Annotated in this window: 22 protein-coding genes; 20 read left to right on the top strand and 2 right to left on the bottom strand. The window is 54.7% G+C overall.

Going from position 1 to position 13,388, the window contains the following annotated elements:
* Window positions 1-8: 8 nt before the first annotated feature.
* The 20 genes from rplN to KQI65_11690 all read left to right on the top strand — a co-directional run bounded on the left by rplN (window position 9) and on the right by KQI65_11690 (window position 10,761).
* Complete coding sequence (gene rplN / locus KQI65_11595; GenBank protein MCB2205381.1) at window positions 9-377, top strand: 50S ribosomal protein L14; 369 nt, start codon at window positions 9-11, stop codon at window positions 375-377.
* Window positions 378-406: 29 nt separating this feature from the next.
* Entirely contained in the window at window positions 407-733 is a 327-nt protein-coding gene (gene rplX / locus KQI65_11600) for a 50S ribosomal protein L24 (GenBank protein ID MCB2205382.1), read from the top strand.
* Window positions 734-760: 27 nt separating this feature from the next.
* Window positions 761-1,399, top strand: a complete 639-nt coding sequence (gene rplE / locus KQI65_11605; GenBank protein ID MCB2205383.1) for a 50S ribosomal protein L5 — start codon at window positions 761-763, stop codon at window positions 1,397-1,399.
* Between the two features lie 28 nt (window positions 1,400-1,427).
* Window positions 1,428-1,613: a type Z 30S ribosomal protein S14 gene (locus KQI65_11610; protein ID MCB2205384.1), complete on the top strand. Its 186-nt coding sequence runs from the start codon at window positions 1,428-1,430 to the stop codon at window positions 1,611-1,613.
* 30 nt (window positions 1,614-1,643) lie between these two features.
* Window positions 1,644-2,039, top strand: a complete 396-nt coding sequence (gene rpsH, locus KQI65_11615) for a 30S ribosomal protein S8 (protein MCB2205385.1) — start codon at window positions 1,644-1,646, stop codon at window positions 2,037-2,039.
* A 27-nt stretch (window positions 2,040-2,066) separates the two neighbouring features.
* The gene (rplF, locus tag KQI65_11620) at window positions 2,067-2,606 is read left to right on the top strand and encodes a 50S ribosomal protein L6 (protein ID MCB2205386.1); all 540 of its coding nucleotides are present in this window, start codon (window positions 2,067-2,069) and stop codon (window positions 2,604-2,606) included.
* Between the two features lie 34 nt (window positions 2,607-2,640).
* Window positions 2,641-3,015 (top strand): 50S ribosomal protein L18, encoded by a 375-nt coding sequence (rplR, locus tag KQI65_11625; protein MCB2205387.1) that lies wholly within the window; start codon window positions 2,641-2,643, stop codon window positions 3,013-3,015.
* Between the two features lie 27 nt (window positions 3,016-3,042).
* The gene (gene rpsE / locus KQI65_11630; protein ID MCB2205388.1) at window positions 3,043-3,564 is read left to right on the top strand and encodes a 30S ribosomal protein S5; all 522 of its coding nucleotides are present in this window, start codon (window positions 3,043-3,045) and stop codon (window positions 3,562-3,564) included.
* A gap of 17 nt (window positions 3,565-3,581) precedes the next feature.
* On the top strand, window positions 3,582-3,767 hold the full coding sequence (gene rpmD, locus KQI65_11635; protein ID MCB2205389.1) for a 50S ribosomal protein L30: 186 nt from the start codon (window positions 3,582-3,584) through the stop codon (window positions 3,765-3,767).
* 35 nt (window positions 3,768-3,802) lie between these two features.
* On the top strand, window positions 3,803-4,270 hold the full coding sequence (rplO, locus tag KQI65_11640; protein MCB2205390.1) for a 50S ribosomal protein L15: 468 nt from the start codon (window positions 3,803-3,805) through the stop codon (window positions 4,268-4,270).
* A gap of 13 nt (window positions 4,271-4,283) precedes the next feature.
* The gene (gene secY, locus KQI65_11645; protein ID MCB2205391.1) at window positions 4,284-5,624 is read left to right on the top strand and encodes a preprotein translocase subunit SecY; all 1,341 of its coding nucleotides are present in this window, start codon (window positions 4,284-4,286) and stop codon (window positions 5,622-5,624) included.
* Between the two features lie 28 nt (window positions 5,625-5,652).
* Window positions 5,653-6,438: a type I methionyl aminopeptidase gene (gene map, locus KQI65_11650; protein ID MCB2205392.1), complete on the top strand. Its 786-nt coding sequence runs from the start codon at window positions 5,653-5,655 to the stop codon at window positions 6,436-6,438.
* Complete coding sequence (gene infA / locus KQI65_11655) at window positions 6,431-6,649, top strand: translation initiation factor IF-1 (protein ID MCB2205393.1); 219 nt, start codon at window positions 6,431-6,433, stop codon at window positions 6,647-6,649. Before map ends, infA begins: the two co-directional genes overlap by 8 nt.
* Before the next feature lie 16 nt (window positions 6,650-6,665).
* Window positions 6,666-6,779, top strand: a complete 114-nt coding sequence (gene rpmJ / locus KQI65_11660) for a 50S ribosomal protein L36 (protein ID MCB2205394.1) — start codon at window positions 6,666-6,668, stop codon at window positions 6,777-6,779.
* 46 nt (window positions 6,780-6,825) lie between these two features.
* Window positions 6,826-7,206, top strand: coding sequence for a 30S ribosomal protein S13 (gene rpsM / locus KQI65_11665; GenBank protein MCB2205395.1), 381 nt, complete (start codon window positions 6,826-6,828; stop codon window positions 7,204-7,206).
* A 35-nt stretch (window positions 7,207-7,241) separates the two neighbouring features.
* Complete coding sequence (rpsK, locus tag KQI65_11670; protein ID MCB2205396.1) at window positions 7,242-7,628, top strand: 30S ribosomal protein S11; 387 nt, start codon at window positions 7,242-7,244, stop codon at window positions 7,626-7,628.
* Window positions 7,629-7,737: 109 nt separating this feature from the next.
* Complete coding sequence (locus KQI65_11675; GenBank protein MCB2205397.1) at window positions 7,738-8,739, top strand: DNA-directed RNA polymerase subunit alpha; 1,002 nt, start codon at window positions 7,738-7,740, stop codon at window positions 8,737-8,739.
* A 20-nt stretch (window positions 8,740-8,759) separates the two neighbouring features.
* A complete protein-coding gene (gene rplQ, locus KQI65_11680) occupies window positions 8,760-9,512 on the top strand; it encodes a 50S ribosomal protein L17 (protein ID MCB2205398.1) in 753 nt (250 codons plus the stop codon).
* Between the two features lie 60 nt (window positions 9,513-9,572).
* A complete protein-coding gene (yihA, locus tag KQI65_11685; GenBank protein MCB2205399.1) occupies window positions 9,573-10,163 on the top strand; it encodes a ribosome biogenesis GTP-binding protein YihA/YsxC in 591 nt (196 codons plus the stop codon).
* 19 nt (window positions 10,164-10,182) lie between these two features.
* The gene (locus tag KQI65_11690; GenBank protein ID MCB2205400.1) at window positions 10,183-10,761 is read left to right on the top strand and encodes a MarC family protein; all 579 of its coding nucleotides are present in this window, start codon (window positions 10,183-10,185) and stop codon (window positions 10,759-10,761) included.
* Here KQI65_11690 and KQI65_11695 read toward each other — a convergent pair.
* Window positions 10,758-11,855, bottom strand: coding sequence for a saccharopine dehydrogenase NADP-binding domain-containing protein (locus KQI65_11695; GenBank protein ID MCB2205401.1), 1,098 nt, complete (start codon window positions 11,853-11,855; stop codon window positions 10,758-10,760). The two genes, KQI65_11690 and KQI65_11695, sit on opposite strands and share 4 nt — an antisense overlap.
* A gap of 19 nt (window positions 11,856-11,874) precedes the next feature.
* On the bottom strand, window positions 11,875-13,359 hold the full coding sequence (locus tag KQI65_11700; GenBank protein ID MCB2205402.1) for a phytoene desaturase: 1,485 nt from the start codon (window positions 13,357-13,359) through the stop codon (window positions 11,875-11,877).
* Between the last annotated feature and the right edge of the window lie 29 nt (window positions 13,360-13,388).

Consider the following 13,388-nt stretch of genomic DNA (forward strand, 5'->3'; position numbering starts at 1 on the left):
TAATACCGATGATTCAGGAAGAAACTAATCTTGTCGCGGCCGATAATTCCGGCGCAAAGAAAATCCGCTGCATCCGCGTTCTGGGCGGCTCGGGCCGGCGCTACGCCTCGGTTGGCGACATCGTGGTCGTCACCGTCAAGTCTGCCATTCCCGGCGGCGGCGTGAAAAAGGGAGAGATCTCCCGCGCGGTCATCGTGCGCACCAAGAAGGAATACCGTCGTCCTGACGGCTCCTACATCCGCTTTGATGAGAATGCCGCGGTGCTTATCAATCAGAACATGGAACCGCGTGGCACGCGCATTTTCGGACCCGTGGCGCGTGAGCTGCGAGAGAGGTCGTTCATGAAAATCGTATCGCTCGCACCCGAAGTACTGTAAGACATCAATAACGTAACGCGCGAATACAAATGAAGATCAAGAAAAACGACATGGTGGTGGTGATCGCCGGCAACTCCAAGGGCCGCAGCGGAAAGGTGCTTCGCGTTTATCCCGAAAAGCAGCGCCTTATTGTTGAAGGCGTAAATCTGGTCAGCCGGCATCGCAAGCCGACGCAGAACAATCCGCAGGGTGGAATCACGCGCCAGGAAGCTCCTGTTCACGTGTCGAATGTCATGCTCATCGACCCGAAGTCGAATGAGCCGACGCGCGTCGGCAAGGCTCCGATCATCGACGAGAACACCGGCAAAACCCGCTATGTGCGCCGCAGCGTGGCCAGCGGAGAAACCATCGAATAATTCAATCGCTGAGAGTTAGCAAAAGACATGGCATCGAAGAAAGACAAAAAAGGCGCTTCGGCAAAATCCGCGGCGAAAGTAAAAGAGCACGGCGACGATCCTATCGAGAGTCTGCGTTTATTTGAACGTTACAAAGAGACGATCGTACCGGCCATGATGAAGCAGTTCTCGTACAAGAGTATCATGGAAGTTCCGAAGATCCAGAAGGTCAGCGTGAACATGGGTCTCGGCGACGCCATCCAGGATGCAAAAGTGCTGGAGCAGGCGGCTGATGATCTGGAGACCATTGTGGGCCAGAAAGTCGTCATCACGAAGGCCAAGAAAAGCATCTCGAACTTCAAACTGCGTGAGGGCATGCAGATCGGTCTTCGTGTGACCCTGCGCCGCGCACGCATGTATGAGTTCCTCGATCGCCTCATCAGCACGGCCATTCCGCGCATTCGTGACTTCCGCGGTGTATCGGACAAGTCGTTCGATGGGCGCGGCAATTACACGATGGGTGTGAAAGAGCAGATCATCTTCCCGGAAATCGACGTGGACAAAATCGCGCGTATTTTCGGAATGGACGTTACCATTGTCACGTCCGCGAAAACCGATGAGGAAGCCAAAGCGCTGCTTGAGCACTTCGGCCTTCCGTTCCGTAAGAAAGAAGTCGCGCAAGCGTAAACGTTCACGATAGGAGAAGGACAGCACTGTGGCTCGTAAAGCACTTATTGTTAAGGCGAACAGAAAACAGAAATTCGGCGTGCGGGATTACAATCGGTGTCAGCGCTGCGGACGTCCGCGCGCATACTACCGCAAGTTTGGCATTTGCCGCCTCTGCTTCCGCGAACTCGCGCTGGAAGGAAAGATTCCCGGCGTCCGCAAGGCCAGCTGGTAAGAGTAATCAAGACGAATTCATCGAATAGAGATCATCATGACAGATCCCATTGCAGATTACCTGACGCGCATTCGTAATGCCGGCCGCGCGCAGCACAAACATGTCGACATCCCGGCTTCCAATTTGAAAGTCAGTCTGACGGAAATTCTGTATCAGCAGAATTTCATCAACGGCTATTCCATTCTGAAGGATTCTCCCCAGGGCAGCATCCGCATCTATCTTCGGTACCGGGATAACAAGCCCGTGATCGAAGGACTCGAGCGCATCAGCACGCCAGGATTGCGTCGCTACATGGGCGCAAATGATATTCCCCGGACCCTGAATGGCCTGGGAGTCACAATCGTATCCACACCGAAGGGATTGCTCACCGACGCGCAGGCACGTCAGCAGAACGTCGGCGGTGAAGTCCTGTGCAGAATCTGGTAAGAGAGTAATCGTTAAAGGAGCAGCCACGTGTCTAGAGTAGGTAAAAACCCAGTCGTCATTCCTTCCGGTGTGGAAGTGAAGCTTGAGAACGGCATCATGACAGTTAAAGGCCCGAAGGGTGAGCTTTCCACGCCCATTCACCCGGAAATGAATGTCGCCATTGAGGACGGAGCCGTCACGGTGACGCGTCCGAGCGACAGCAAACCCCATCGTTCCCTGCACGGCACAACGCGTGCAAATGTGCAGAACATGGTTACAGGCGTGACCGAAGGGTACAAGAAGAGCCTCGAGATGGTGGGTGTGGGGTACAAAGCCGAACTATCCGGTCCGAATCTTGTTATGAGCATCGGCTTCTCGCATCAGGTCGCGTTCGTCCCTCCCACGGGAATTACCTTCGAGGTAACCTCGGCGACGGCAATGAGCGTTTCCGGCATCGACAAGCAGCTGGTTGGACAGATCGCCGCCAAGATCCGCGGGATTCGTCCCCCCGAGCCTTACAAGGGCAAGGGTATCAAGTATGCGGGTGAGTACATTCGCCGCAAGGCCGGTAAGACTGCGAAAGCGTAATTGATTAGACGTTGATATCTGGAGATATGACAGAATGTCCATTCGGAAAGTAAAAGCGTACAAGATCCGTGACAAGCGGAAGATCCGCATCCGGAAGAAAATTAATGGCACACCCGAGAAGCCGCGTCTTTCGGTGTACCGCAGCCTGAAGCACATGTATGTGCAGCTCATCGACGATACCCAGGGCATTTCGCTCGGCATGGTATCCACGAAGAGCAAAGATCTCGCCGACGCCGTGAAGGCTGCTGGCACCAAGGTCGCCCAGGCTGAGATCATCGGTAAGGAAATCGCCCGCGTTGCGAAAGAAAAGAACATCGAGACCGTCGTGTTCGATCGCAACGGGTACCTGTATCATGGACGCGTCAAGGCCGTTGCAGACGGCGCGCGCGAAGGTGGATTACAATTCTAAACAGCACGATAGCAGAAGGAGTGATTCTTGGCTACAGTCGTTAAAGCAAGTGAGCTCGAACTTAAGGAGCGCCTTGTACAGATTAAGCGCGTCGCGAAGGTTGTGAAGGGCGGACGCCGTTTCAGTTTCAACGCCATTGTGGTGGTTGGAGACGGAAACGGGCACGTCGGCATCGGACTCGGCAAGGCAAATGAAGTGACCGACGCCATCTCCAAGGGTGTGGAAGATGCACGTAAGCGTGTTCTGCGCATCCCGATCATCAAGGGAACCATCCCGCATGCCATCGTCGGTCGCTATGGCGCCGGTCGTGTCGTGCTCAAACCCGCATCCCCCGGTACCGGCCTGATCGCAGGCGGCGGTGTCCGTGCGGTGCTCGAGAGCGCAGGCGTGCAGGATATCCTGACCAAATCCCTCGGGACCTCCAACCAGCACAACGTCGTCAAAGCGACGATGAATGCACTGGAGTCCCTCGTCGATGCACGTAGCATGGCAGCGCGTCGCAATATGACGATGCAGGAAGTTTTCACCCAAGTCCCCCAGAGTAAATGACCGAAACGGATAACGCAATGGCGAAGATCAAAATTACACAGGTTCGCAGTATCATTGGACGGCTTGAAAATCAGAAGCGCACTATCGAGGCGCTCGGTCTTGGCCGCCCCAACTACGCTGTGGTCCAGAATGACACTCCTCAGATTCGCGGCATGATCCGCAAGGTGGCCCACCTCGTCAAGGTCGAGGAAGTGGCAGAATAACGCGAACGCTAGAAAAGGAATACGGGTACTATATCATGGCAAATCACCTTGGAAATCTGCGTTACGCAGAAGGTTCACGAAAGAAAAAGAAACGCGTTGGCCGCGGACATGGCAGCGGTCGTGGTGGTACATCCACACGCGGGCACAAGGGTGCGCAGTCACGTTCCGGCTACAAGTCCAAGCGCGGGTTCGAAGGCGGTCAGATGCCGCTGCAGCGCCGCGTGCCGAAATTCGGATTCACCAATATCAACCGCAAAGACTACCAGGGCGTCAATGTTGCCCGTCTTGAAGAGCTGGTCGCAAAGGGCGTGATCACCGACGGCGTGATTACTCCTGACGTGCTCTACACTATTGGAGTGGTCTCCAAGCGTCGCTCCCTGGTGAAAATTCTCGGCAACGGCGACATCAAGAGCAAACTCGAAATCACGGCGCACGCATTCAGCGCGACCGCGAAAGAGAAAATTGAGGCGGCAGGCGGTACCGCTACCACTATTACAGCGTAAGACAGGTTGATACATGGCTGGTTTCAGCGAAAGCTTTCGTAACATGTTCAAGATTCAGGAGCTGCGGCAGCGGGTCCTGTTTACTCTATTGATGCTGATCATCGTGCGCTTCGGCGCGCATGTGACGCTTCCGGGTGTCAACGCCGGACTCCTCGCCGATTGGCTCGAGTCGCAGTCAGGCGGAAGCGGACTGCTCGGAATGTTTGATCTGTTCGTCGGTGGCGCCTTCAGTAATGCCGCCATTTTCTCGCTGGGTATCATGCCCTACATCACCGCGTCCATTATTCTTCAGCTTCTCGGTGCAGTCGTGCCGTATTTCCAGAAACTGCAGAAGGACGGTGGTGAAGAAGGCAGAAAGAAAATCAACCAGTATACCCGCTATGGCACTATCCTCATTGCGGCGCTCCAGGGCTGGGGCGTGCAGATTCGTCTGCAGAACCTGACGACGCCGAATGGCGGTCCCGTGGTTCCGCCGGAGGTGCAGGGCATTTTCTTCGCGCTTTCAACGATGATTATCATCGCGTCGGCAACGATGCTGATGATGTGGATCGGTGAGCAGATTACAGAACGGGGTATCGGTAACGGTATTTCCCTGATCATCTTCATCGGTATTGTCGCGAGATTGCCACAATCGGCTCTCGGCGAATTCACCCGCGGCGAAAATATCGTCATTGAAATCGTGGTTATCATTCTCATGGTCTTCATTACCGCGGCAGTGGTGATGGTGACACAGGGGACACGAAGGATACCGGTCCAGTACGCAAAACGTGTTGTGGGACGCAAGGTGTATGGCGGCGTTACGCAGTACATTCCTCTCCGCGTGAACACTGCAGGCGTCATGCCCATCATCTTTGCGCAGGCGCTGATGTTCATCCCCGAAACCGTGACCATGTTCTTCCCCGAGAACGAGTTCATGCAGAACATCGCGGTGTATTTCCGCTACGATTCCTTCGTCTACGCGGCGATTTATGCGGTGATGATCATCTTCTTCACGTATTTCTACACGGCAATTTCCTTCAATCCTCAGGATGTCAGTGACAACATGAAGAAGCAGGGTGGCTTTATTCCCGGTATTCGTCCGGGCGCACACACCCGTGATTACATCGACAACATCCTGACCAAGATCACACTGCCGGGATCGATTTTCCTGGCAATCATCGCGATTCTCCCGACCTTCATGATGCGCATGAATGTCACTCCGGGATTCGCACAGTTCTTCGGCGGCACCAGCCTTCTGATTATTGTCGGTGTCGCCCTCGATACGCTGCAGCAGATCGAATCGCATCTGCTCATGCGTCACTACGATGGTTTCATGAAGAGTGGAAAAATCCGCGGCCGTATCGGCCGGGGCTGACCTCGCAGTCGACGGCGGGATAGCACACATGATCCATCGCAAGACAGAGCAGGAAATCGAACTGATGCGCGAAAGCAATCAGATTGTATCCGATGTGCATCGCCTGCTCGCCCCCATGGTCAAGCCCGGAATCCGGGTATCGGAACTGGACGCCATGGCGGAAGATTTCATTCGCGCAAACGGTGCCCGCCCTGCATTCAAAGGGTACCAGTCCGGCAGCCCTTCGATACCGGACTTCCCCGCGACCCTCTGTGTCTCCATTGACGATGAGGTGGTTCACGGGATTCCGACGGAAAGGATGCTGGAGGAAGGGCAGATTGTCTCGATTGATGTCGGGACTGAGAAAAACGGGTTTTTCGGCGATGGCGCGATGACGCTTGCCGTCGGCAGGATTGACCCGGAAAAGCAGCGCCTGCTGAAGGTGACGAAAGAAGCACTGTACCGCGGAATAGACCAGGCGGTGCCCGGCGGAAAGCTGCATGACATATCTGCTGCAATTCAGCAGTATGTCGAAGACAACGGTTTTGCCGTGGTTCGAGACCTCGTCGGCCATGGCATCGGCAGGAAGCTGCATGAGGATCCGCCCGTGCCGAATTTCGGCAGAGCGGGAAGCGGACCGGCACTGGAAGCCGGCATGACCCTGGCAATCGAACCCATGGTAAACTACGGCAGCTTCAAAGTCAGAATCGCGTCCAACGGATGGACGGTGTTCACGCGGGATGGTGCTCCATCAGCGCATTTCGAACACACGGTACACATTTCGAAGGACGGTCCAGAAACGCTCACTAATCACTTCGAACGAGAGAATGGCTAAACAGGGCTCAATTACCGTAGACGGTGTAATCACGGAAACACTCCCCAATGCAATGTTCAAGGTGAAGCTTGAGAATGGACACGAAGTGTTGGCGCATGTCTCCGGTAAAATGCGCATGCATTTCATCCGCATTCTCCAGGGTGACAAGGTGACGGTCGAACTGTCGCCCTATGATCTGACCAAGGGCAGAATTACTTATCGCTACAAATAGATATCGTGGAGAACCCATGAAAGTCCGTGCGTCTGTGAAAAAAATGTGTGACAAGTGTAAGGTGATCCGCCGTAAAGGTGTGGTTCGCGTTATTTGCACGAATCCCAAGCACAAGCAACGCCAAGGTTAATGTCGAACACTATTAGAACTCACCACCGAGCTGCAAGGAGTTACAGTTGGCACGTATAGCAGGAGTCGATTTACCAAGAACGAAGCACGCCGTCATCGCGTTGACGTACATCTACGGTGTGGGGCGTTCCACTGCCCGAAACATTCTCGATCAGGCAGGCATCCCTCACGACAAAAAAATCGAGGCTCTCAACGACGATGAAGTCAGCGCCATCCGCAACATCGTGCAGGGTATGAAAGTTGAAGGTGCCGTGCGCAGCGAGATGCAGATGAACATCAAGCGTTTGATGGACATCGGCTGCTACCGCGGTCTCCGCCATCGTCGCGGACTCCCCGCACGCGGCCAGCGCACAAAGACCAACGCCCGCACGCGTAAGGGACGCAGGAAAACCGTCGCCGGAAAGAAGAAAGCCCCGGGCAAGAAATAGTCAGTAAGTCAACGTGAGCATATACAGGAGTAGCAGTGGCTAAATCCGTAAAGAAAACGAAAAAGAAAATCCAGGTCGATACGACGGGACGCGCCTATATCAAGGCCACGTTCAACAACGTGATCGTCACACTGACGGACGTCTACGGCAATACGATTTCGTGGTCTTCAGCCGGGAAAAACGGCTTCAAGGGATCGCGGAAAAACACCCCGTATGCCGCCCAGACCTCCGCGGAGAATGCCGCAAAGGAAGCATACGATCTGGGATTGCGCAAGGTTGAAGTGTATGTAAAGGGTCCTGGTTCGGGTCGTGAGGCCGCAATTCGCGCCCTTCAGACCACTGGTCTCGAGATCATGGCGATCCGTGATGTCACCCCCATCCCGCATAACGGCTGCCGTCCTCCGAAACGCCGGAGAGTCTGACAGCGCATGCTGCGCCGGAGAAACCGGCGGGCAGTCGCCCGCACGCCACTGTTGTGGCGTTGGTTAACGACCAGAGTCAGAACCCTTTAACAGGAGAACAGAATACCAGATGAGTACGACTATGATTCAAATGCCCGATGGCATTGTTCTTGACGAGGCAACCTACACTGACACGTTCGGACGATTCGTCATTCAGCCGCTCGAGAAGGGGTATGGTACCACGATCGGAAATTCCTTCCGCCGTGTTCTCCTTTCCTCCCTGACCGGTCTGGCGATCACCTCTGTCAAGATTGACAAAGTGATGCACGAGTTCTCCACCATCCACGGGGTTGTGGAGGATGTGTCGGAGATTATTCTCAATCTCAAGGAAGTGCGTTTCAAGGCCCTGAATCCCAAGGCAAGTACAGTGAATATTTCGCTGAAGGGGCAGCACACCTTCACCGCAGCTGATATCCAGGCGGCGACCTCCGAATTCGAAGTGCTGAATCCGGAAAAATATATCTGCACCCTCGGTCCTGAAGCAGCATTCGATATTGAGCTGCGTATCAATCGCGGCCGTGGTTACGTGCCTGCCGATGAGAATAAGGTGCCCGATCAGCCGATCGGTACGATCTCCATCGACGCCATCTTTACGCCGATCAAGAATGTCCGGCTGCTCGTGGAGAACACGCGCGTCGGCGGCAGCACGGACTATGACAAGCTGACGCTTGAGATCAATACCGACGGTTCCATTACGCCGGAAGATGCCCTCTCGCAGTCTGCAAAAATTCTTCTCGATCACGTCCAGATGTTCATCAACTTCGATATGTCGAAGAAGGATGAAGAGGAAAGCACTCCTGAAGACGATGAAACGGCACGCGTGCGCAAGATCCTTCTGACTTCTGTCGACGATCTTGAGCTGTCGGTTCGTTCGCATAACTGCCTCAAGGCAGCAAACATCAAGACCATCGCCGATCTTGTCCGCCGCGAAGAGGCGGAAATGCTGAAATTCCGCAACTTTGGCCGGAAATCCCTTGCAGAGCTCGGAGCCATTGTTGATGATTTCGGATTGCATTTCGGTATGAATGTCGAACAGTACATTTCTGACGGTTCTTCGCAGGAAGACGAGTAAACTGAGGAATAGAACACACCATGAGACACGCAAAAGTTGGAAAAAGACTCAGCAGGTCCGCCAGCCACCGCAAGGCGCTGCTGTCTGCGCTCTCCACGGCGCTTATCAAGCACAAACGCATCCGCACGACCACGGCGAAAGCCAAGGAAACGCGCCGCATTATCGAGCCGCTGATCACGCGCGCTCGCAATGCATATCTGCGTGAGCAGAGCGGGGAAGCGGTTGATGTACATGCCCGCCGTGAGATCGCAAAATTCATCCGTGACCGGGAAGCGTTGCAAATGCTTTTCTCCGAAATCGCGGAAAAAGTCGGGACGCGTTCCGGAGGCTATACGCGCGTGCTGAAACTCGGTCATCGCCAGGGCGATGGCGCGGAAATGGCCGTCATTGAGCTCGTGGACTACAACGAGGCACAGGACAACAAGCAGCGCAATGAGCGCGCCGCGCGTTCGAAGGCTGCTGCCCAGCGCCGCAAGGCTGCCGAGGAACGGAAGAAAAAGGCTGACGCCGGTTCCGGAACGACAGCAGAAAAAGCCAAAGACGCCGCGGAAGAGGTCGTCGAAGCCGCAGCTGATGTTGTGGAAGACGTGAAGGATACCGCCGTCGAGGCTGTCGAAGAGGCGAAGGAAACTGCCGCGGATGTTGTCGAAGACGTCAAGGACGCTGCAGAAGACGTCAAGGAAGCTGCAGAAGACATCGTCGAAGATGTCAAGGATGCGGTCACACCTGACGACAAGGCAGCCGACGAAGACAAGGAAGAAAAGAAGGGCTGATCGCCCACTCCCCATAGTTCAATGTGCGCCGTGGCCCTGCGCCACGGCGTTTTTTTTGCCATGCAGCTACATACCACTTTTGAAATAGGTGCGGCGTCAATGTCGCAGTTCCCCGAAGGGGGGCTCCCGGAGATCGCATTTGCGGGACGATCGAACGTCGGCAAATCCTCTCTGCTCAATACTCTTGTCGGAGCAAAACAGCTCGCACGCGTGAGTACGACACCGGGGAAGACGCAGGAAATCAACTTCTATCGTGTCAACGAGGAATTCCGTTTCGTGGATCTTCCCGGCTATGGCTACGCCAAAACGTCGCAGACAAAGCGCCGGAGCTGGGGGAAACTGATCACACAGTATTTTGAGGCGGGACGTCCTCTCGCGCTTGTCGTGCAGCTGTTCGACAGCAGACTGCCACTGCAGGAATCGGATGCCCGTGTGCTGCGGTGGTTTGTCGAGGAAGGTTTTCCGGTACAGGCAGTACTGACCAAAGTGGACAAGCTGAAGCAGGGGGAACGGGTGCGGCAGGAACGGACGCTGACGGCTGGCTTTGAAGAGCTCGGCTATCGTAATCGTGTGCTCCTGCTGTCGAGCCTCAAAGGGATAGGGAAGAAAGAACTGTTACAGGCAATATTCCTTGCGGCAGGGAGCCGCTGAGAAAACAATCGAATCGAACATGTTTGAAGTATTCATCAAGACGTTCATCCCCCTGTTCGTCGCCATGGACACGCTCGGACTCATCCCGCTGTTCCTGGGACTGACACAGGGTATCGAGGGACGTGAGCTGCGCAAACTGATTTACAGCGCCGCGCTCACCGCCTTCGTGATTGCTATCATTTTTCTGTTCACCGGTACAGCGCTGTTCGAGTTCCTCGGCATCACCACCCATGATTTCCGTATCGGTGGTGGCATTCTTTTGCTCGTTCTTGCCATACAGGACCTCTCATCGTCGGGAGGGGACAGCAGGCGCAAGCCACAGTCGACTGTCGGTGTGGTACCGATCGGTATTCCGCTGATCATGGGACCCGCTGCGCTGACGACCATCCTGATTCTGCATGATACGCAGGGACTGGCGATGACACTCGGCGCACTGGTTGCAAACTTCGTGCTCGTTCTCCTGCTGCTCATCAATTCGAAATGGATTATCCGCATCATGGGTGAGGCCGGATCCCAGGCATTCGCGAAAGTCGCTTCGCTTTTCATGGCGGGCATCGCAGTGATGATGATACGTTCCGGAATTGAAGGTGTGCTTTAGTACTCGTTCTCTTGCACGAACGTAATGCCAGGTATCGTCGTGGCGAAATCGCTCCCGAAGGCCTGCGCCGGGGTCCATACTCCAGGCTCAACTTCCCCCTGCAAAACCCGTGGTAATATTGCGAGCGTGGTTTCAATCGTACATGCATATCCTTCAGGCGTGTGCATGTGCACACAGCGATGTTCGCCCTGCGCATTCCAGACATCGCCTCGAATATGCATGATGTTCTGAGAACGTGCGGTCGCATCAGGACCGTGGACCAGTTTCCCGGCGAGGTCTTCTGAAAACCTGCGGATGCGATCACTGCGCATGAGGATAGTGATCATTCCACGTATCATGCGCATTGTAATAGCCGTAGGCCGTGGGACAGATCCGAAGATTTGGATGTTCGGAATCCCGGTACTTACCCAGGCCGTACTGACGTCTCCCCAGGGAATGCTGATCGTGCATCGCTCCTGGTCGTCAAATTCGATGGACTTGATGCGCCAGGCGTGAGGGACGCGCATCAGTTTACCATTCTTTCGAATTGTGCCCCCGGTCGGAATGGTCTCAATGCTGACCTTCAGTGTCCCGGGACTCAGAGACACCGTGCCTCCCATTGCAATCTGTAACTCTGTCGCATCAGGAAGAAGCTCCTTGAGCTTCTTTGCAAGGCAGTCGGTCGGGACGACATCGAATCCGGATCCCGGCAGGACAACGACACCATGTTTCTTTGCAGCCTCACCTTTCAGGAGAATGGACTCAAGTACCGGAATCTCCCCGCCAATGTCCAGATAATGCGTGCCAGTGCGAAAACAGGCATCGATCATGTTCTCTGCGGTACGTGCAAATGGTCCAGCGCAATGCAGTACCGCCGATACATCAGCGAGAGCGGCATCTACTTGTTCCGGGACATCGAGGGGAAAGATGCGGCTGCTGCAGTTGAGCGCATCTGCGATAGGGGTGACGCTTTCGGCGCTTCTTCCAGCGAGCACGGGAGAAAATCCTCGCCGCACAGCTTCTTCGGCGATCAATCTGCCTGTGTATCCGTTCGCACCATACAGCATCCACTGTCCGGTATCTGTCGCACCGGACAAGGCTGTTGAAGTGTTCATCTATCTTACCAGATATGGATCAAGCAGAATCAGTTGCCGCAGGTCCGATGAGAGAAGCGACAATTTTGGAAGAGGAAAGTACTCCCGGCAATCCAGCGCCAGGGTGCGTACCAGCGCCGGTAAAATACAAATTTTCTACATCTTCGCTACGGTTATGGGGACGAAACCACGCGCTCTGCGTGAGAACGGGCTCCACGGAAAAGGCCGATCCGAGATAACTGTTGAGCCTGTGCTGAAAATCATCCGGTGTCAGCATGCGCTCTGTCACGATGTTCTCGCTGAGACCGGGAAGATACTTTTCTTCGAGGAAATTGACGATGCGATCCCTGAATTGGGGCGCGGTTTCCTTCCAGTTGATACCGGATCCGTTGTGCGGTACGGGGATGAGGGCGTAGAAGGCGTCGCATCCTTCTGGCGCCATTGAAGGATCGGTGGCGGTCGGACGATGCAGGTACATGGAGAAATCATCCGCGAGCACTTTGCGCGTGAAGATGTCTTCGAGCAGCTCCCGGTAGCGGTGACTCAAGATGATGTCATGATGTGCAATGTCGGGGTATTGCCTGTTTGTGCCGAAGTAAAGCACGAAAAGCGACATGGAGTAGCGCATGGATTGCAGTTTGCGATCGCTGTACTTTCGGCGCTCTTTTGCATCGATCATGTTGAGGTAGGAATAGGCGACATCAGCGTTGCTCACCACGGCATCCGCATTCAACACGCGTCCATCACGCAGTGTCACTCCGCTGCTGCGTCCGTCGCGCACATCGATGCGCTCAACTTCCGCGTTCAGCAACAATCGGCCACCCTCCTCTTCGAAGAGCTTCGTGAACGCCTGGATGACCTGGCCGGTCCCTCCCATAGCATAGTGTACACCCCATTCCTTCTCCAGGTAGTGTATCATCGCGTAAATCGATGTGGTGTGGAAAGGGTTGCCCCCCACAAGCAGGGGGTGAAAAGTGAACACCATGCGAAGGCGCTCGTCCTGGATGAAACGCGAAACGTAGGAGTACACGCTGCGATGTGATCCCAGTTTTACCAGATCCGGCAGTACCTTCAGCATGCTCCCGATGGTCAGGAAAGGTTTGTCCGCCAGTTCAACAAAACCTTTCTCGAATATCGGTTTCGTTTTTTTCATGAACGCACGGTATCCCTCGACATCGGAAGGATTGAATTTGCGGATGTTCTCTTCTATGAACCCCGGGTCATTGTTGTATTCGAAAAAACTGCCGTCGTGGAAGTAGATGCGATAGAAGGGGTGCACAGGAACGATGTTGACATAGTCTTCACTACGCCTACCGAACAGTTCAAACAGCTCATCGATGAGCCATGGTGCCGTGATGACCGTGGGACCCGCGTCGAAACGGAAACCGTCCTGTTCAAAGACGTAAGCGCGTCCCCCCGGCTTGTCCAGTTTTTCAACTATGGTAACATCATGTCCGGCAGCTCGAAGACGAAGGGCCGTACCCATTCCCCCGAAACCAGACCCAATAACGATTATGCGGCTCATACCGGAATCCTGTGATCGTGTTGTTCAGG

The sequence above is a fragment of the bacterium genome (assembly GCA_020444325.1).
In the GTDB taxonomy this organism is placed as follows: domain Bacteria; phylum Bacteroidota; class Ignavibacteria; order SZUA-365; family SZUA-365; genus BM516.